Origin of the sequence: Streptosporangium sp. NBC_01755, assembly GCF_035917995.1 — a bacterium.
GTDB lineage: Bacteria > Actinomycetota > Actinomycetes > Streptosporangiales > Streptosporangiaceae > Streptosporangium.
The window spans coordinates 5,333,477-5,353,420 of sequence record NZ_CP109131.1; the positions used below are offsets into that span (position 1 = coordinate 5,333,477).

At 65.7% G+C, this 19,944-nt stretch carries 11 protein-coding genes and 3 rRNA genes; 8 read left to right on the top strand and 6 right to left on the bottom strand.

Features of this window, described 5'->3' with window-relative positions; genetic code table 11:
• The first annotated feature begins 67 nt into the window (after positions 1–67).
• From OG884_RS25385 to rrf, 3 genes are all read left to right on the top strand, one after another.
• A 16S ribosomal RNA gene (locus OG884_RS25385) occupies positions 68–1,591 on the top strand.
• A gap of 407 nt (positions 1,592–1,998) precedes the next feature.
• Positions 1,999–5,125 (top strand): 23S ribosomal RNA (locus OG884_RS25390).
• A 130-nt stretch (positions 5,126–5,255) separates the two neighbouring features.
• Positions 5,256–5,372: ribosomal RNA gene (gene rrf / locus OG884_RS25395) — 5S ribosomal RNA — on the top strand.
• Together the 16S, 23S and 5S rRNA genes form the textbook arrangement of a ribosomal RNA operon.
• A gap of 158 nt (positions 5,373–5,530) precedes the next feature.
• Here rrf and OG884_RS25400 read toward each other — a convergent pair.
• From OG884_RS25400 to OG884_RS25415, 4 genes are all read right to left on the bottom strand, one after another.
• Positions 5,531–6,994 (bottom strand): phosphodiester glycosidase family protein, encoded by a 1,464-nt coding sequence (locus OG884_RS25400; protein ID WP_326636894.1) that lies wholly within the window; start codon positions 6,992–6,994, stop codon positions 5,531–5,533.
• A 599-nt stretch (positions 6,995–7,593) separates the two neighbouring features.
• Positions 7,594–7,989 (bottom strand): cupin domain-containing protein, encoded by a 396-nt coding sequence (locus tag OG884_RS25405; protein WP_326636896.1) that lies wholly within the window; start codon positions 7,987–7,989, stop codon positions 7,594–7,596.
• 9 nt (positions 7,990–7,998) lie between these two features.
• Positions 7,999–9,624, bottom strand: coding sequence for a PucR family transcriptional regulator (locus OG884_RS25410; protein ID WP_326636898.1), 1,626 nt, complete (start codon positions 9,622–9,624; stop codon positions 7,999–8,001).
• Between the two features lie 76 nt (positions 9,625–9,700).
• A complete protein-coding gene (locus OG884_RS25415) occupies positions 9,701–10,465 on the bottom strand; it encodes a TetR/AcrR family transcriptional regulator (RefSeq protein WP_326636900.1) in 765 nt (254 codons plus the stop codon).
• A 54-nt stretch (positions 10,466–10,519) separates the two neighbouring features.
• Between OG884_RS25415 and OG884_RS25420 the strand changes: the two genes are divergently transcribed.
• From OG884_RS25420 to OG884_RS25440, 5 genes are all read left to right on the top strand, one after another.
• The gene (locus tag OG884_RS25420; RefSeq protein WP_326636902.1) at positions 10,520–12,031 is read left to right on the top strand and encodes an MFS transporter; all 1,512 of its coding nucleotides are present in this window, start codon (positions 10,520–10,522) and stop codon (positions 12,029–12,031) included.
• A 120-nt stretch (positions 12,032–12,151) separates the two neighbouring features.
• Positions 12,152–13,450, top strand: a complete 1,299-nt coding sequence (locus tag OG884_RS25425) for an aspartate aminotransferase family protein (protein WP_326636904.1) — start codon at positions 12,152–12,154, stop codon at positions 13,448–13,450.
• On the top strand, positions 13,447–14,952 hold the full coding sequence (locus OG884_RS25430; protein WP_326636906.1) for a CoA-acylating methylmalonate-semialdehyde dehydrogenase: 1,506 nt from the start codon (positions 13,447–13,449) through the stop codon (positions 14,950–14,952). Before OG884_RS25425 ends, OG884_RS25430 begins: the two co-directional genes overlap by 4 nt.
• Before the next feature lie 190 nt (positions 14,953–15,142).
• Entirely contained in the window at positions 15,143–16,477 is a 1,335-nt protein-coding gene (locus OG884_RS25435; protein WP_326636908.1) for an ABC transporter substrate-binding protein, read from the top strand.
• 180 nt (positions 16,478–16,657) lie between these two features.
• The gene (locus OG884_RS25440; protein ID WP_326636910.1) at positions 16,658–17,884 is read left to right on the top strand and encodes a saccharopine dehydrogenase family protein; all 1,227 of its coding nucleotides are present in this window, start codon (positions 16,658–16,660) and stop codon (positions 17,882–17,884) included.
• A 134-nt stretch (positions 17,885–18,018) separates the two neighbouring features.
• Here the strand turns inward: OG884_RS25440 and OG884_RS25445 are convergent, their stop codons facing one another.
• Entirely contained in the window at positions 18,019–18,261 is a 243-nt protein-coding gene (locus OG884_RS25445) for a hypothetical protein (RefSeq protein ID WP_326636912.1), read from the bottom strand.
• Positions 18,262–18,506: 245 nt separating this feature from the next.
• The gene (gabT, locus tag OG884_RS25450; RefSeq protein WP_326636914.1) at positions 18,507–19,859 is read right to left on the bottom strand and encodes a 4-aminobutyrate--2-oxoglutarate transaminase; all 1,353 of its coding nucleotides are present in this window, start codon (positions 19,857–19,859) and stop codon (positions 18,507–18,509) included.
• Positions 19,860–19,944: the final 85 nt, after the last annotated feature.

The following is a 19,944-nucleotide window of genomic DNA, read 5'->3' on the forward strand; positions in this document are numbered from 1 at the left end:
GATTCCTTTGGTTGAACATCCATCATGTGAGATGGGTGCTTTCAGCCGGGAGCAACTGTTCAGACATTGTTTGGAGAGTTTGATCCTGGCTCAGGACGAACGCTGGCGGCGTGCTTAACACATGCAAGTCGAGCGGAAAGGCCCTTCGGGGTACTCGAGCGGCGAACGGGTGAGTAACACGTGAGTAACCTGCCCCTGACTCTGGGATAAGCCCGGGAAACTGGGTCTAATACCGGATACGACACCTCCCGGCATCGGGTGGGTGTGGAAAGTTTTTCGGTTGGGGATGGACTCGCGGCCTATCAGCTTGTTGGTGGGGTAACGGCCTACCAAGGCGACGACGGGTAGCCGGCCTGAGAGGGCGACCGGCCACACTGGGACTGAGACACGGCCCAGACTCCTACGGGAGGCAGCAGTGGGGAATATTGCGCAATGGGCGAAAGCCTGACGCAGCGACGCCGCGTGGGGGATGACGGCCTTCGGGTTGTAAACCTCTTTCAGCAGGGACGAAGTTGACGTGTACCTGCAGAAGAAGCGCCGGCTAACTACGTGCCAGCAGCCGCGGTAATACGTAGGGCGCAAGCGTTGTCCGGAATTATTGGGCGTAAAGAGCTCGTAGGTGGCTTGTCACGTCGGGTGTGAAAGCTTGGGGCTTAACTCCAGGTCTGCATTCGATACGGGCTGGCTAGAGGTAGGTAGGGGAGAACGGAATTCCTGGTGTAGCGGTGAAATGCGCAGATATCAGGAGGAACACCGGTGGCGAAGGCGGTTCTCTGGGCCTTACCTGACGCTGAGGAGCGAAAGCGTGGGGAGCGAACAGGATTAGATACCCTGGTAGTCCACGCTGTAAACGTTGGGCGCTAGGTGTGGGGACCTTCCACGGTTTCCGCGCCGTAGCTAACGCATTAAGCGCCCCGCCTGGGGAGTACGGCCGCAAGGCTAAAACTCAAAGGAATTGACGGGGGCCCGCACAAGCGGCGGAGCATGTTGCTTAATTCGACGCAACGCGAAGAACCTTACCAAGGCTTGACATCGCCCGGAAACACTCAGAGATGGGTGCCTCTTCGGACTGGGTGACAGGTGGTGCATGGCTGTCGTCAGCTCGTGTCGTGAGATGTTGGGTTAAGTCCCGCAACGAGCGCAACCCTTGTTCAATGTTGCCAGCACGCTCCTTCGGGGGTGGTGGGGACTCATTGGAGACTGCCGGGGTCAACTCGGAGGAAGGTGGGGATGACGTCAAGTCATCATGCCCCTTATGTCTTGGGCTGCAAACATGCTACAATGGCCGGTACAGAGGGTTGCGATACCGTGAGGTGGAGCGAATCCCTAAAAGCCGGTCTCAGTTCGGATTGGGGTCTGCAACTCGACCCCATGAAGTCGGAGTCGCTAGTAATCGCAGATCAGCAACGCTGCGGTGAATACGTTCCCGGGCCTTGTACACACCGCCCGTCACGTCACGAAAGTCGGCAACACCCGAAGCCCGTGGCCCAACCAGCTTGTCTGGGGGGAGCGGTCGAAGGTGGGGCTGGCGATTGGGACGAAGTCGTAACAAGGTAGCCGTACCGGAAGGTGCGGCTGGATCACCTCCTTTCTAAGGAGCATCGGCTGCGGTCGTCTTCGGGTGGTCGTGGTTCAGGTCGTGTCTGCAGGCGTACGTTCTGCACACGGCGCGCTCATTAGTGGAGCGCTGGCTATTCGGTTCGGCGGGATCGCTGATCGGTTAGTACCGCCTTGGTTCTTCGGAGCCGGGGAGTGGGAACGGCGGTTGCGGGGTTTCGCTGGGGTGAACACACTGTTGGGTCCTGAGGAAACGGACTTTGAGGTGGGCCCGCTTGCGGCGGGCTTGCTGTCTGTTTGGGCCTCATGCGGGACCGATCATCTGTCATACCGGCTCGTTCGTGGCGCACCGTGGGTGCGACCCGGTGGGTGTTGGTGGCGGGTCTGGTCTGGTCGCTGTTTGTTGTTTGAGATTTGCATAGTGGACGCGAGCATCTTTGTGGCCAAGTTTTTTAGGGCACACGGTGGATGCCTTGGCATCAGGAGCCGATGAAGGACGTGGGAGGCTGCGTTAAGCCCCGGGGAGTCGCCAACCAGACTTTGATCCGGGGATGTCCGAATGGGGAAACCTAGCACCAGTCATGTGGTGTTGCCTCCGCCTGAATGTATAGGGCGGTTGGTGGTAACGCGGGGAAGTGAAACATCTCAGTACCCGTAGGAAGAGAAAACAAATAGTGATTCCGTGAGTAGTGGTGAGCGAAAGCGGATCAGGCTAAACCGTAGGCGTGTGATAGCCGGCAGGCGTTGCGTTTACGGGGTTGTGGGACCCTCTGGGAGGGGCTGCCGTTCCTCCGGACAGTAAGAAATCCTTTCGATAGCCGAAGCTTCTGGGAAGTGGCGCCGTAGACCGTGAGAGTCGGGTAGGCGAAATCGGTTGGACTGTTGGAGGGGATCCCAAGTAGCACGGGGCCCGAGAAATCCTGTGTGAATCTGCCAGGACCACCTGGTAAGCCTAAATACTCCCTGATGACCGATAGTGAACAAGTACCGTGAGGGAAAGGTGAAAAGCGCCCCGGTGAGGGGTCGTGAAATAGTACCTGAAACCGTGTGCCTACAAGCCGTAGGAGCGTAAACATTCTTCGGAGTGTTTGTGATGTGACTGCGTGCCTTTTGAAGAATGAGCCTGCGAGTTATGGTGTGTGGCGAGGTTAACCCGTGTGGGGGAGCCGTAGCGAAAGCGAGTCTGAATAGGGCGTTTGAGTCGCATGCTGTAGACCCGAAGCGGAGTGATCTAGGCATGGGCAGGTTGAAGCGCGGGTAAGACCGCGTGGAGGACCGAACCCACCAGGGTTGAAAACCTGGGGGATGACCTGTGTTTAGGGGTGAAAGGCCAATCAAACTCCGTGATAGCTGGTTCTCCCCGAAATGCATTTAGGTGCAGCGTTGCGTGTTTCTTGCCGGAGGTAGAGCACTGGATGGCTAATGGGCCCGACAAGGTTACTGACGTCAGCCAAACTCCGAATGCCGGTAAGTGAGAGCGCAGCAGTGAGACTGCGGGGGATAAGCTCCGTAGTCGAGAGGGAAACAGCCCAGACCACCGACTAAGGCCCCTAAGCGTGTGCTAAGTGGGAAAGGATGTGGAGTCGCAGTGACAACCAGGAGGTTGGCTTAGAAGCAGCCATCCTTGAAAGAGTGCGTAATAGCTCACTGGTCAAGTGATTCTGCGCCGACAATGTAGCGGGGCTCAAGTACACCGCCGAAGTCGTGGCATTCACACATGTATCCGAGCCTTTGTGGTTTAGGTGTGTGGATGGGTAGGGGAGCGTCGTGCGGCCGGTGAAGCAGCGGAGTGATCCAGCTGTGGAGGCTGTGCGAGTGAGAATGCAGGCATGAGTAGCGAATCAGAAGTGAGAAACTTCTGCGCCGGATGACCAAGGGTTCCTGGGGCAGGCTAATCCGCCCAGGGTAAGTCGGGACCTAAGGCGAGGCCGACAGGCGTAGTCGATGGACAACGGGTTGATATTCCCGTACCCGCTACGATGCGCCAATACTGAATCCAGTGATACTAAGGGTCCTTAACCCCTCCGAGCCTTCGGGTTTGGGGTGAGGGTGAACGCCTGGCCTGAATTGGTAGTAGGTAAGCGATGGGGTGACGCAGGAAGGTAGCCCAGCCCAGGCGATGGTAGTCCTGGGGTAAGCATGTAGGGAGGATCGTAGGTAAATCCGCGGTCCATGTATCCTGAGATGTGATGCCGAGCCGATTGTGGCGAAGTGGGTGATCCTATGCTGCCGAGAAAAGCCTCTAGTGAGTGTCGTGGCGGCCCGTACCCTAAACCGACTCAGGTGGTCAGGTAGAGAATACTAAGGCGATCGGGTGAACTGTGGTTAAGGAACTCGGCAAATTGCCCCCGTAACTTCGGGAGAAGGGGGGCCTTCGCTGGTGATGAGTCTTGCACTCTGAGCTGGTGGGGGTCGCAGAGGCCAGGGGGAAGCGACTGTTTACTAAAAACACAGGTCCGTGCGAAGTCGTAAGACGATGTATACGGACTGACGCCTGCCCGGTGCTGGAACGTTAAGGGGACCGGTTAGTCGCACGTGTGTGGCGAAGCTGAGAACTTAAGCGCCAGTAAACGGCGGTGGTAACTATAACCATCCTAAGGTAGCGAAATTCCTTGTCGGGTAAGTTCCGACCTGCACGAATGGCGTAACGACTTCCCCGCTGTCTCAACCGCAGACCCGGCGAAATTGCACTACGAGTAAAGATGCTCGTTACGCGCAGCAGGACGGAAAGACCCCGGGACCTTCACTATAGCTTGACATTGGCGTTTGGAACGTCTTGTGTAGGATAGGTGGGAGACGGTGAAGCTATCACGCTAGTGGTGGTGGAGTCATTGGTGAAATACCACTCTGGTCGTTTTGAACGTCTAACTTCGGTCCGTGATCCGGATCAGGGACAGTGTCTGGTGGGTAGTTTAACTGGGGCGGTTGCCTCCTAAAGAGTAACGGAGGCGCCCAAAGGTTCCCTCAGCCTGGTTGGCAATCAGGTGTCGAGTGTAAGTGCACAAGGGAGCTTGACTGTGAGACCGACGGGTCGAGCAGGAGCGAAAGCTGGGACTAGTGATCCGGCGGTGGCATGTGGAAGCGCCGTCGCTCAACGGCTAAAAGGTACCCCGGGGATAACAGGCTGATCTTCCCCAAGAGTCCATATCGACGGGATGGTTTGGCACCTCGATGTCGGCTCGTCGCATCCTGGGGCTGGAGTAGGTCCCAAGGGTTGGGCTGTTCGCCCATTAAAGCGGCACGCGAGCTGGGTTTAGAACGTCGCGAGACAGTTCGGTCCCTATCCGCTGCGCGCGCAGGAGACTTGAAAGGAGCTGTCCCTAGTACGAGAGGACCGGGACGGACGAACCTCTGGTGTGCCAGTTGTTCCGCCAGGAGCACGGCTGGTTGGCTACGTTCGGAAGGGATAACCGCTGAAAGCATCTAAGCGGGAAGCTCGCCTTGAGATGAGGTCTCCCACCCTGTGAGGGGGTAAGGCTCCCGGTAGACGACCGGGTTGATAGGCTGGAAGTGGAAGCGCAGTAATGTGTGGAGCTGACCAGTACTAATAGGCCGAGGACTTGACCACAAAGCAACATGCTTGATCTGTGCAGCGCTCTGTCCCTTCGCCGGGTCCGGAGCAGCGCCAGATCAAGGTCTTGCCCGCGTCCACTATGCAATTCTGAAACAGCAAACAGTGTTTGTGTGTTTCATAGAGTTACGGCGGTTATGGCGAAGGGGAAACACCCGGTTACATTCCGAACCCGGAAGTTAAGCTCTTCAGCGCCGATGGTACTGCACCGGGGACGGTGTGGGAGAGTAGGTCGCCGCCGGACAATTTTTCATGTGAGGGCCCCCACCATTCGTGGTGGGGGCCTTCATGTTTTCCAGGGGAAGCCCCGAAAAGGAGGGGCTCGCTTGAGAATCAAGAACCGAGAAGTGAGAGAAGCCCCGGCCGACAAGGACCGGGGCTTCTCCGTTGAACCATTGGCTGTCAGGGCGTGATGAAGAGAGCGTCGCCCACGGTCCGCTCCGCGCCGTCCGAGGGCCGGTTGACGGGCTTGTGGCCGACGACCATCACGCTGGAGCCGCCGCCATCGAAGTTGATGGCCTGCTTGGCGCCCAGCCACCGCATCAGCTGGGCAGCCTCCACCATCGAGGCCCCCACGGAGATACCCGGGTTGCGTCCGTCGACTGTGGCCAGGATCAGCCCGCCCGACTTGTTGACACCTACCATCGTGCGTGGGTGGCGCCGGAGCATCATGTTGATCGAGGCATGTCCGTCGGCCGCCGCGGTGATGCGCACCCGGCCGTTCCGGACCAGCCCGACCCCGCCGCCCATGATGTAGGTATCCGGGGTGAGCGGTATCGCCCGCTGCGTCCGCAGGTCGATGACCTTGGTGTCCAGCTTCATCCATGTCCCCTGTGCGTGTTCCTGGAGCCAGACGGCCGCCAGGCCGGTGCCGTGGAGCACGGAGGTGCCCCGGGCGACGATGCCGCCGGCCTGGCGGACCTTGACGACCTGGCCCTGGGCGTCGATGACGACCTCGATGCCGCCGTCGGTGGCCGTCTTGCTGCCGAACTCCTCGGTGTAGAGGACGAGCTCGTCGGTTCCGGCGGCCCGGTTGATGCCGTTGACCTCGGCCTTCGTACCGTCTGAGGAGATCGCGGTGACCTGGGTCCGCAGCTCGGTGATCCGGGCCTTGCGGCCCTGGGTGATGACGAGGCCGCTGCGTCCGGGCACGGCCTCACTGAGCAGCCTGCCGCCCACCACGGAGACACCGACCGGGTCGCCCTGAAGGGCCTTGGCGGTGTGGATGTTGAAGAAGCCGCCGTTGACCCCGGCGATGGCGCCGGTCAGTTTCGACATCGAGCCGGTGCTCTCGCGCTTGGCCACGCTCTTGCCGACGCTTGTCTTGAAGGATCCCTTGAACACCTTCGAGTCGATCATCAGCACGCGCATGTCCCATGGGCCGGTGGTCTCGGTGCCGTCGTCGCCGAGATAGTCGGTCTTGGCCCGGATGCCCTGCTCCTTGAGTTCCTTCACGACCTTGTCGGCCTCGGCTCGCTTGCCGAATGACCACAGGCCGATCCTGACCATGTATCGCTCCACGGCCGGGGCGTCCGCTGCGGCGGGCTGCATGATCCGCAGGATGCTGGGAGTGAACCCCGCCGCCTCCACGGCCTCGGCGACCGTCTGAGCGGTGTCCAGGCGGCCGTTGTCGTGGCTGTTGGGCATGAGGGCGGAGACTGTCCAGCCCTGGGTGGACTTGCCGTGCTTCACGCTGAAAAGATCAATGCCCGGTGCCACACGCTGCTGGTTTTTCACCGTGGCCATGCTCACACCCAGTGGGAACGCGGAGGAGGGAAACCCCGAACTCGCCTGTTCGGCCTCAGCGGGAATCGCTGTGGCGGTGAGTGCCAGGGCCGTGAATCCGGCGACAAGACGTCGCGACATGTATATCTCTCCCCGTTGGTCTCAGAGTTCGTGCACCATCGTGCCGAGATCTACGGGGCAAGGGGAGCGAAACACGCGAAACATCCCAAGAAAGTGTCGCTACTCACGCAAGATCGTGTTGCCTGCAGGAGAATTCACCTGCCCGTGACGGTCCCGACCGGGTCAACGGTCCTGGTCAATAAGGATTAGTCCCTGGCCGTTTCGTTGCGACAGCGAGAATGCGACGCTACGGTGCAGTAGGCCGCATTTCCTCAGATCAAGCGGCACATCTTTCCGAGAGGCAGCCGTCATGGGGCTGAGCATTCTCATCGTGATCATCGCAAGCGTGATCCTCGGTGTCATCCTTGGGGCGATCCTGACGCGTCCGCGCCGCTGGGATCTCCACATCTGCGCAGATGACCCCGTTCAGATGGACATCGCATCCGACAGACACGGTTAGTGCAGACACAGTTGGTTCAAGTACGAAGTCGGTTCAGTAGGCCCGGAAAAGACAGATCACCGCACACGGTCGCCGCGGAAAGCGGTGACCGCGGTGAACGGGCGGACAGCCGTGGGTCGTACGGAACCAAGGTTCCGTACGACCCACGACCGTGATCCTGTCAGCCCATGCTGTGATACACCTTGCGCAGGGTCTCGTGGACGATCCAGACGGTCTTGGCCCCCTCGGCGAGCAGGCAGACCGAGCCGGGGACGAGTTCGAGGGCGGCACCCCCGTCGACCTCCAGCGTGGCGCGGCCGGACAGAACCACGAACATCTCGTCACGTTCCACATCGCCCACGGTCCCCGGCGTGATCTCCCAGATGCCCCGGCTCTGCTTGCCGTCCGGCGAGGACCACAGCTCGATGGACGAAACGCGCGGGGAGCCCGCCAGGATCTGGTCGGGTTCCAGCTCGTCGGGTGAGAGTTGTACGTCACCGGTGGGGACGGAGAACGCCCCGGCAGCGGTGATCATTCGGGTCAGGTCGGCGGGCTCGGGGACGAGAATCTCGGGCATGGGGACCTTTCAGGGGCGGGGATTGTCTCTCCGAAAGGATTCCAGCGCCAGAAGGGCGACATGGAGGGAGAGACAGGACTCGACATCGTCCAGATCGGTGTCGAGGACGCGTTCCAACCTGTGGAGACGGTCGTAGAAGGCGGGGCGTGACAGATGCGCTCTCTGCGCGGCGAGGGCCTTGTTACGGCCCGCGTTGAGGTAGACCCGGAGGATCCTGGTGAGATCGCCGCCGCGCTGGGCGTCGTGGGCGAGCAGCGGGCCAAGCTCGCGCTCGGCGAAGGTCTGCAGCCGGGCGTCGTCACGCAGGAGGTGGAGCAGGCCCCTCAGCCGGAGGTCGGGAAGCCGGTAGAAAGCGCGGCCGTCAGGTTGCCTGACGGCCACGTCGGCGACCTGCTCGGCCTCCAGGAAACTCCGCCGCACGTCGCGGACCGACTCGACCACGGAGCCGGCGGCGAGGACGAAGGGGGTCGTGAAGGCCCCGCGCAGGTGGTCGGCGAGCAAGGTCAGCGCGGACTCGGGGAGGACACGCGGTGGCAGGGGGAGTAGGACACCGACCCGATTCTGGTCCAGGGCGCCGATCAGGGCGGGAAGGCGGGCCTCGCGGCAGGCGGCGGCGGCCGTGTCGCCCAGCTCGGCGAGCTGGGCGAGCTGCTCCTGGCCGTCCAGCGGCTTCTCCGCCGCCTCGGTCAGACGCAGCACCACGCTCATGAGCCTGCGACCGGTGAGCGGCACGCCGACCGCGCGGGCGCGGGCCGCCGCCTCCTCCGGGTCCGCGTACGCGTGGGTCAGGATTCCGGTGATGATCGTGCCGTGTGCCTGACGTTCCAGTGACTCCTGGTGGCGTTCCAGCAGGCGGCCCAGGGCGAGGGTGGTCGCGGCGCGTTCGGCGAGCACGATGTCGCGCGGGCTGGGCTCGGTGTCGCAGAGCAGGATCAGACGGCCCCAGTCCTGCCCCCGGGCGCCGACCACGGTGACCAGCCAGCCGGAGGTCGCGTCGTAGGCGGTGCGCGGCTGGGGTGCCACCGCGCGGGAGCGGGTCTCCCAGCCGGCCAGTAGCGTGCCGGTGTCGTGCCCGGCGGTGTCGCATGCCAGGACCTGATGGGCAAGGTTCTCCAGCATCGCGGGGCGCCCGGACAGCCGGGTGACCTGGCCGAGCACCCTGGCGGGGGAGGCGCCCTCGACCGACAGCTCGGTGAAGACCTCGTGCAGTTGCTCGGAGGCGCGGAGCTCCTCCAGCTGGATGTCGATGATCCGGGCGTGCACCGACTCGGTGATCTGCACGAACGGCGTCTCCATGGCCAGGGTCACCAGGGGCAGGCCGTGCACCTCGGCGGCGTTGATCACGGCATGGGGTAACTCCCCGATGAACTTGCGGCCCAGCTCCACGATCAGCCCTGACGCGCCCACGGCGGCCAGTTCGGCGACATAGTTGGCGAGCTTGCCGGGGTCGTCAGGGAGGGCTATACCGGTGGTGAGCACGAGTTCGCCCCCGCGTAGCAGGTGGGCGATATCGGTGACCTCGCCCACGTGCACCCAGCGCACCCGGCTGTCCAACCGGTCGGCCCCCGCTACGACCTGTGGATTGCCCCGGCGGACGGTGTCCAGGGCGAGGACGTCGGCGACAGTAGGGAGCACCCACAGAGAGTATCTGATCAGATTGTAAGTACGTATGGCCCCCCATTTACATGCTGCTTACCTCCCGTCCGTGTCCTTACGACAACGGGCCCGCGACACCGTCTTCGCGGGTCGGCGCCGGAGCCTGGGCCGCGCGGTTCAGCCGGGCCTCCAGGCCGTCGAGGAGGCAGGTAAGGCCGAACTCGAAGTTGAGTGCCCTGGTGGTGTCGACGTCGATGTTCCTGAACTCGATGTAGCGGGCGGCCAGATCGGGGTGGCCGGCCGCGGCCTTCTCCACCGCCGGCTGGAGTGCCGAGTTCAGCTCGTTGGAGTCGAGGCCCGTCCGTTCCATCATGGTCCGCCAGGAGAGCTCGGGCGTGGTGACCCCGGCCACGTAGGCCATGAGCGTCGAGGCCGCGTAGTCCTGGTCGAGGCCGCGGAAGCCGGCGTGGTCGAAGGTGGCGACCAGCCGGGTCATCAGCAGTATCGCGTTGGGGCCGATGCCGGGGACGGTCCCGATGAGGTTGATCACCCAGGGGTGCGTGAAGAGTATCTGGCGCATGCTGTAGGCGAAGGAGGCCGCGGAGTTGCGCCAGGTGGTCTCCTGGACGTCCAGGACCGTGAGCTCGCCGTAGACCTCGTCGAGGACCAGTTCCAGCAGTTCGTCCTTGTTGGCCACGTGCCAGTAGATGCTGGTGGCCCCCGAGCCGAGCCTGGCGCCCAGGCGGCGCATGCTCAGCGCGTCCAGCCCTTCGCTGTCGAGCAGTGCCATCGCCTCTCGCACGATCTGGGCGCGGCCGAGCCCCGGGCTCTTGGTGGTGCGCGGCTCGCGTGTCCAGACGGAGCTGAAGTGCTGTTTCACGCTTCAAGCATAAATCTGGTAGTACGCCGTACGAGCTTGTCGTACAGTGTGCGAGTGAAATCGAACGCTGTACGAGTCGAACGCGATCCGAGGCGCTGGTGGATCCTCGGAGTGCTCTGTCTGAGCCTGCTGGTCCTGGTGGTGGACAACACGGTCCTGAACCTGGCCATCCCGGCCCTGATGGTCGACCTGGGAGCCACTCCCGCGGACATTCAGTGGATCATCGACGCCTACGTCCTGGTCTTCGCCGGGCTACTGCTCACCTCGGGCAGCCTGTCGGACCGTTACGGCCGTAAGCGTTTCCTGATCATCGGCCTGGTGCTGTTCGGCGGCGCCTCGCTGGTCGCCGTGCTGGTCACCGAACCCTGGCACCTGATCGGCGCCCGCGCGCTGATGGGCGTCGGCGGCTCCATCCTGATGCCGAGCACCCTGTCGATCCTGATCACCGTCTTCGACGAGGAGGAGCGCCGTAAGGCGATCGCCGCGTGGAGCGCGGTGGCCATGGTCGGTGTGATCGCCGGTCCCACGTTGGGCGGTTTCCTGCTGGAACACTACTGGTGGGGATCGATCTTCCTGCTCAACGTGCCCGTCGCGATCGTCGCCGTCATCGCGGCGGTGCTGCTGATGCCCGAGTCACGCGGTCCGGCCAGGCGGCTCGACCCGGTCGGCGTGGTGCTGTCCACGGTCGGCATGAGCGCACTGGTCTACGTGGTCATCTCCGCGCCGACGGCGGGCTGGAGTTCGGCGGAGTCGCTGGCCGCCGCGGGTGTGGCGGTGGTCGCGCTGGGGGCGTTCGTGATCTGGGAGCTCAGGTCGGACCACCCGATGCTCCCGCTGGAGCTGTTTCGCGACCGGAACTTCAGCGGCGCCTCGTTCTCGATCGTGCTGATGTCGTTCGGCACGGGCGCGCTGCTGCTGATGCTCACCCAGTACCTGCAGTTCGTGCTGGGCTACGGTCCCATGCAGGCCGGTCTCGCGCTGCTGCCGTACGCCGTGGCCGCCGCGCTGTTCAACGGGGTCGGCGCCGGGCTGGGACAGAAGGTCAGCAACCGGGTGCTGGTCGCCGTCGGCCTCGCCGTGATGGCGTCCGGCTTCGGGGTACTCGCCTTCATGACCGCCGACACCGGGTACGGCACGTTGATCACCGGTCTCATGCTCATGGGAGTCGGCGGGGGGCTGGCGGGTCCCGCGGCCTACGCGACGCTGATGGGCGCGGTGCCGCCCGCGCACGCCGGTGTCGGGTCGGCGCTCAACGACACGGTCCAGCAGGTCGGCATGGCGCTGAGCATCGCCGTGCTGGGCAGCGTGCTGGCCGGGGTCTACACCTCGTCGATGCCCGCGGACGCCCCGGCCGCCGCCAGGAGGTCGATCGGGGAGGCGCTGAGGCTGGGGGATCCGGGGGTGATCGGGACCGCGCGCGAGGCGTTCGTCTCCGCCATGTCGTTCGGCTCCTGGGTGGGTCTCGCCTTCACCCTGGCCGCCGCCACGCTGGCGTTCCTGGTGCTGCGGCCCGCACCTGTGGCCACGGCCGTTTCGGACACCGACCTGGTGAAGGCCGAGGGCTGAGGGGGGTTTGGCCGGCTCGGCGACGTGGGCGCGCTGATCTGACAGTGTGATGGGTTTGGTGACTATCTGACGACATGTTGATGGTATGAGTAGGTGGCTCCGAGCGGCGATACTCGATGTATGTCGGACCTCCTTGCGCGCCATCGCGCGGTAATGCCCAACTGGCTGGCCCTTTACTACGACGAGCCCATCGAGATCGTCTCGGGCAAGGGCAACCGGGTAGTCGACGCGTCGGGCAAGAGCTACCTTGACTTCTTCGCGGGCATCCTGACCAACATGATCGGGTACGACGTGCCCGAGGTGCGGGAGGCCGTGGAGCGGCAGCTCGCCACCGGCGTCGTGCACACCTCCACCGTCTACCTGCTGCGCGGCCAGGTCGAGCTGGCCGAGAAGATCGCCAGGCTCTCCGGCATCCAGGACGCGAAGGTCTTCTTCACCAACTCCGGTACCGAGGCCAACGAGACCGCGCTGCTGCTGGCGACCTACGCGCGCAGGTCCGACCAGGTGCTCGCCATGCGGCAGAGCTACCACGGCCGCTCCTTCGGCACGATCGGCGTCACGGGCAACCGCTCCTGGAAGAACAGCTCGCTGTCGCCGCTGAACGTGCACTTCCTGCACGGAGCCGACCGGCACCTCACCCAGTTCCGCGGTCTGTCCGACGCCGGTTACATCGAGGCCTGCGTCAACGACCTGCGCCACGTGCTCTCCACCGCCGTCTCCAGTGACGTGGCGGCGCTGATCGCCGAGCCGATCCAGGGTGTGGGCGGCTTCACCATGGCCCCCGACGGGCTGTTCGCCGCCTACAAGGAGGTCCTCGACTCCGAGGGGATCCTGTTCATCTCCGACGAGGTGCAGACCGGCTGGGGCCGTACCGGCTCGGCCTTCTTCGGTATTCAGAACCACGGCGTCACGCCCGACATGATGACCTTCGCCAAGGGGCTGGGCAACGGCTTCGCGGTGGGCGGCGTCGTCGCCCGCGGTGACCTGATGGACAACCTCCACGCCGTCGGGCTGGCCACCTTCGGCGGCAACCCGCTCTCCATGGCCGCGGCCAACGCCACCCTGGACTACGTTCTCGACCACGACCTGCAGGCCTCCGCCGCCAGGACCGGCGCCCTGATCATCGACGGGCTCCGCGAGGCCGCGCCGCGCCTGCCGGTCGTCGGCGACATCCGCGGCAGGGGGCTGATGTTCGCCGTCGAGCTGGTCGACCCGGCGACGGGCGAGCCCTCCCCGGCGCTCGCCAACCGCTTCATGGAGGAGAGCAGGAAGGCCGGCCTGCTGGCGGGCAAGGGCGGGCTGCGGGGCAACGTGCTCCGTATGGCCCCGCCGCTCACCCTGACCATGGAGGAGGCCGCCGAAGGCCTCGGAATCATCGTCGGTGTACTCGAAACCATCAATGCCGAGGTCGTCTCGTGAAGAACGTCACCCACTGGATCAGCGGGAGCCCCGTCGAGGGCTCCGGTCGCACCTCCGAGATCTTCAACCCCGCGACCGGAGAGGTCACGGGGCGGGTCCACCTCGCCTCGGTGGACGAGGTCGACGCGGCCGTGGCCGCCGCCGTCGCGGCCTGGCCCGCCTGGCGGGACGCCTCGCTGGTCAAGCGCTCGCAGGTGCTGTTCCGCTTCCGCGAGCTGATGTACGCCCACCGCGACGAGATCGCGGCGCTGATCAGCGCCGAGCACGGCAAGGTCCACTCCGACGCGCTGGGCGAGGTCGCTCGCGGCCTGGAGGTCGTGGAGTTCGCCTGCGGCATCCCGCACCTGCTCAAGGGCGGCTTCTCCGAGGGCGTCTCCACCCGGGTCGACTCCTACTCGATCCGCCAGCCGCTGGGCGTGGTCGCCGGGATCACCCCGTTCAACTTCCCGGCCATGGTGCCGATGTGGATGTTCCCGATCGCGATCGCCGCGGGCAACGCCTTCATCCTCAAGCCGTCGGAGAAGGACCCCTCGGCATCGCTGCTGATGGCCTCGCTCTGGAAGCAGGCCGGGCTGCCGGACGGCGTCTTCGGCGTCGTCCAGGGCGACAAGACGGCGGTGGACCGGTTGCTGGAGCACCCGGACGTGCGCGCGATCTCGTTCGTCGGATCCACGCCCATCGCCAGGTACGTCTACGAGACCGGCACCCGTCACGGCAAGCGGGTCCAGGCGCTCGGCGGCGCCAAGAACCACATGCTGGTGCTGCCCGACGCCGACCTCGACCTGGTCGCCGACGCCGCAGTGTCGGCGGGCTTCGGCTCGGCCGGTGAGCGCTGCATGGCGATCTCCGTCGTGCTGGCCGTGGACCCGGTCGGCGACGAGCTGGTCGACAGAATCGTCTCCCGGGTCTCGGAGCTGACCGTCGGTCCCGGCGACGACCCGTCCTCCCAGATGGGGCCCCTCGTCACCGAGGTCCACCGCGACAAGGTCGTCTCCTATCTGGACCTGGGCGTCGCCGAGGGTGCGAAGCTCGTCGTGGACGGCCGCAGGACCCCGGTCCTGGGCGGCGCCGCCGCCGAGGAGGCCCCCGGCTTCTGGCTGGGGCCCACGGTCCTGGACCACGTGCCGGCCGGCTCGCGGGTTCACACCGAGGAGATCTTCGGTCCGGTTCTGGCGATCGTCCGGGTCTCCTCGTACGAGGAGGGCCTGGAGTTGATCAACGGCGGCGAGTTCGGCAACGGCACCGCGCTCTTCACCAACGACGGCGGCGCGGCCCGGCGTTTCCAGAACGAGGTCGAGGTCGGCATGATCGGCATCAACGTGCCGATCCCGGTGCCGATGGCCTTCTACAGCTTCGGCGGCTGGAAGTCCTCGCTCTTCGGCGACACCCATGTCCACGGGACCGAGGGCGTGCACTTCTACACCCGGGGCAAGGTCGTCACCTCCCGCTGGCTCGACCCGAGCCACGGCGGCGTCAACCTCGGCTTCCCCACCAACGGCTAGTTGTACCGACCACCGACGGGCCGGCTCCGCCTGGCCAGGTGTGTCGTCGACGGCCGATGGCCCCTGAACCGTGAGGCCCGCGCCCCTCCTGCCGGGGCGCGGGCCTCACACGTGCCCCGGCGCGTGCCCGGCCTGCGGGAACCGCAGGGGGGCCGGGTCACGCACGTCCAACGGACCGCGGAGGCCGGGGATGGCCGGTAGGCTCCCGGGCAGATCGGTGGCGACGTCGGGAGGAAACCTCGTGGGCCTCGTGGGCAGGGACAGGTTTCGTCGCGCACGCCTCGGGACACTGCTGGGGGCGGGCGGCCTGGTGCTCGCAACCTTGACCCAGGTGGGGGCCGCGAGCGCGACCCGGCCGGTGCGGAGCCCCACGCCCTCCGGCACGCCCTCCGCCGCTCCCGTCGCGACGCCGGGCTCCGAGTCCAGGGCGACCTTCGCCGCAACCTCCAGCCCAGCGCCGTCGGCGTCCATCGGCAAGGGCGAGGGCGTGCTCCAGGTGCTCACGTTCCAGGGGTACGTCGAGTACGGCGGGGCCAGTTCGCGGGTCAACTGGCTGGCGCCCTTCGAGCGGGAGAGCGGCTGCGTCGTCAAGCTGGACCGGGTCCGCACCAGCGAGGAGATGGCGGCCAGGTTCGCCCGGGGCGGCTATGACGTGCTCTCGGCCGCCCCCGACCTGGCCGGTCTGCTGGTGGCGCAGGGGAAGGTGGCGCCGCTCGACACCGCGCTGGTCGCGGACTACAGGCGGATCCCCAAGCGCCTGCGCGAGCTGCCCGGCCTGCGCGAGGACGGCAAGGTCTACGGCATCCCCTACCTGTGGGGGGTGAACCAGGTGATCCGCGAGGGGAACGGCCCGCAGGGGCCCCTGGCCCTGTACGGGAAGGCCTCGGCGGCGATCAGGAACAGCCCGCTGAGCATCGCCGACGCCGCGCTCGCCCTCAGGGAGACGCGCCCCCAGCTGAAGATCAAGGATCCGTTCCAGCTCACCCCCGCCCAGCTCGACGCCGCGGTGAGGCTTCTCGCCGAGGGCGAAGGGCCCGACCGGGTTTACTGGGACGGCTCGCTCGACCTGGTCAGGGCACTGTCGGCGGAGCAGGTGCGGATCGCCCAGGTCCTGCCCTACCACCTGGACCTCTTCCGGCGCGCGGGCCGGCCGATGAAGGCGTTGAAGGGGGTCCCGGCGACGGGGTGGGTCGATTCGTGGATGCTCGCGGCCAGGCCCGCCAGCCCGAACTGCGCCTACCGGTGGCTGAGCTGGATGAGCTCGGCGCGGGCACAGCGCCCCGCCGCGGCCTGGACCGGTCTCGCCCCGGCCAACCCGGAGGCGTGCGACGGGCGCGGTCGCCGGATGTGCGAGGTCTACCAGGTGCGTGACAACCGCCGGCTGCGCGACGTCCTCTTCGCCGCTCGCCCGGCGAGGGACTGCGGCGGCCTGGGCGGGGAGTGCACCGACTACGCCGACTGGGCGGAACGCTGGAAGAAGCTCCTGACGTCCGCAGAGCCCGGAAAGACCGAGATCTCCGGCTGAGGCCACGCACGGCCGTCGGGGGCGGAACGCGATGTGCGGGCCGGCCCGATCTGCTATGTCTGCATTTCCGGTAACGGGCTTCGATTTTCGTTGTTTTGATCGTCTTTGGCGATGGATTCGGTGGGAAAATCATGCTCTTAATGTCGACTGGTCGACCAGTCAGTGGGTAGGCTAGCCGCCATGAGAATCCTTCTTGTTGGAGCGGGCGGCGTCGGCTCCGCCGTCGTCCCGATCGCCGCACGCCGAGATTTCTTCGAACACATCGTGGTCGCCGACTCTCAACAGAACCGGGCCGCCGCCGTCGTGGCCAGGATCGCGGATCCGCGTTTCAGCGCCATCGAGCTGGACGCCTCCGACCGGGCGGCGGTCGAGGCCGCCCTCGCCGAGCACCGCTGCGATGTGCTTTTCAACGCGGTGGACCCCCGCTTCACCATGTCCCTGTTCGAGGCGGCGCTCAACGCCGGAGCCCGCTACCTCGACATGGCGATGTCGCTGTCGCGCCCCCATCCCCGCAGACCGTACGAGCTGACCGGTGTGAAGCTCGGCGACGAGCAGTTCGCCCTCGGCGAGGCATGGCGGGAGCGGGGCGGGCTGGCGCTGGTCGGCATGGGGGTGGAACCGGGGCTGGCCGACGTGTTCGCGCGCTACGCCGCCGAGCACCTCTTCGAGAGCATCGAGGAGATCGGTGTCCGCGACGGCTCCAACCTGGTGGTCGAGGGCTATGATTTCGCGCCGACCTTCTCCATCTGGACGACCATCGAGGAGTGCCTCAATCCGCCGGTGATCTGGGAGGACGGCGACTGGCACACCACCGAGCCGTTCAGCGAGCCCGAGGTGTTCGACTTCCCCGAGGGGATCGGGCCCGTCGAGTGCGTCAACGTCGAGCACGAGGAGGTGCTCCTCGTGCCGCGCTACATCGACGCCAGGCGGGTGACGTTCAAGTACGGTCTCGGCGAGGAGTTCATCGGAGTCCTGAAGACCCTGCACAAGCTGGGCCTGGATCGGGTGGGCAAGATCAAGGTAGGCGGGGTCGAGACCTCACCGCGCGACGTGGTCGCGGCCAGCCTCCCCGACCCGGCCACGCTCGGTGACCGGATGCGGGGCAAGACCTGCGCCGGGACCTGGGTGAAGGGCGTGGGCAAGGACGGGGAGCCGCGCGAGGTCTACCTCTACCACGTGGTCGACAACGAGTGGTCGATGCGGGAGTACGGCTGCCAGGCCGTGGTCTGGCAGACGGCGGTGCACCCGGTGGTCGCCCTGGAGTTGCTGGCCACCGGCGCCTGGTCGGGCACCGGGGTGCTCGGCCCCGAGGCGTTCGACGCGGTGCCCTTCCTGGAACTGCTCAATGCCTACGGCTCTCCGTGGGGCATGCGCGACCAGGCCACCCCCGCTCTCCTGTCGGCCTGACGCACCGGGTCCCCTTCTGACCACCGTTCCGGCTGCGCCCCGACAGGCCGCGAGGGACGAGCCGGGAGAGTGAGGCGTCCCCTTCCTGGCCGTCGCCGTTCCGGCTGTGCCGGCTGTTCCGGCCGGGCGGAGCCCTAGGAGAAGGCCACGCGCCGGGGGAGGGAGTGGGTGTCGTCCTGCTGCGGCAGCAGTGCCTCGGCGCACTCGGGGCAGGCGAAGAGGGCGTTGCCATCGGGAAGGCGGCCGATCCTGATGCGCGGGCGGGGCCACTTCTTGTGACAGGCCACGCAGGCGTCGCCCTCGCACTGGGGGCGGGTCAGTCCCTCGGGATCGAAGGTCATCGTGACGTGTGCCGTGCCAGCCGGCCGCCAACTCATCTTAAATCCCTCCAGCGTGGAGACCCCTGGTTCTCTCCCGCGGCTCGGCCGTGGGGAGGATGTCGACACGTTCCCTGTCGTGATCGCGCACTTTCATATCGGAACCGTTATAACGCGGTCACGGCCCGTGATCGCTGTGGTAGGTGTCAAGCGGTGGTTAAATCACGGCCTACATGCAGGCCGTATAACGGCAAATAGGGCACTCAGCATCAAGCCGGGTGCCCTATTTGGTGGGGTCTAAACCGTCAGACCTCGCTTATGGCCTTCTCCAGGATCGTGAGGCCTTCCTCCAGCAGGTGGTCGGGGATGACCAGCGGTGGCAGGAAGCGCAGCACGTTGCCGTAGGTGCCCGCGGTCAGCACGAGCAGGCCCTCGGCGTGGCACCTCCTGGCGATCTCGCCCGCCGCCGTGGGGTGCGGGTCCTTGGTGCCGGGGACCACCAGTTCGATGGCGATCATGGCCCCCCGGCCGCGTACGTCACCGATCATCGGGTTCCGCTCCGCCATGGCGCGCAGCCGGGGGAGCATGGTCTCGCCGATGCGGCGGGCCTTTCCGGTCAGGTCGTCGGCCTCGATGGTCTCCAGCACGCCCAGCGCCGCCTCGCAGGCGAGCGGGTTGCCACCGTAGGTGCCGCCCAGCCCGCCCACGTGAACCCTGTCCAGGAGGTCGGCCCGGCCGGTGACCGCGGACAGCGGGAGGCCGCCCGCGATGCCCTTGGCGGTGACGATGATGTCGGGCACGATGCCCTCGTCCTCGCAGGCGAACAGGTCGCCGGTGCGGGAGAAGCCGGTCTGGACCTCGTCGGCGATGAAGACGATGCCGTTCTCCCGGCAGAACTCCGCGATCTTCGGCAGGAAGCCCTTGGCGGGCTCGATGAAGCCGCCCTCGCCCGCGATCGGCTCGATCACCACGGCGGCGACGTTCTCCGCGCCGATCTGCTTGGCGATCTGGTCGATCGCCTGGGCGGCGGCCTCCTCGGCGCAGTTCTCCGGGCCGGTGGGCCAGCGGAACGGGTAGGCCAGCGGCATCCGGTAGACCTCGGGGGCGAACGGGCCGAAGCCGTGCTTGTACGGCATGTTCTTGGCGGTCAGCGTCATCGTCAGCAGGGTCCGGCCGTGGTAGCCGTGGTCGAAGACGACGACCGCCTGGCGGCCGGTGGCCTGGCGGGCGACCTTGACCGCGTTCTCCACGGCCTCGGCGCCGCTGTTGAGCAGGAAGGTGCGCTTCTCGTGGTCGCCCGGGGTGATCTCGTTGAGCTTCTCGGCGACCTGCACGTACGACTCGTACGGTGTGACCATGAAGCAGGTGTGCGTGAAGTCGGCGACCTGCTTGCGCACCCGCTCGACGACGCGCGGGGCGGCGTTGCCGACGCTGGTCACCGCGATGCCGGAACCGAAGTCGATCAGGGAGTTGCCGTCGGCGTCGACGACGACACCGCCTCCGGCATGCGTCACGAAGACGGGCAGCGTGGTGCCGATACCCGGTGGTACCGAGGCCTGCTTACGTGCGAACAGCTCACGGGACTTCGGGCCGGGGATCTCGGTGACGATGCGGCGTTCCTGCGGAAGCGAGGGGCCGCCCTCGGTGACGGTGCTCATGATGTGAAGGTATGTCGCGGATGTCGGTGTGCCGATGATGCACTATGGCAAAATTGATGGGGGACACTGGACGTAACGTACAAAA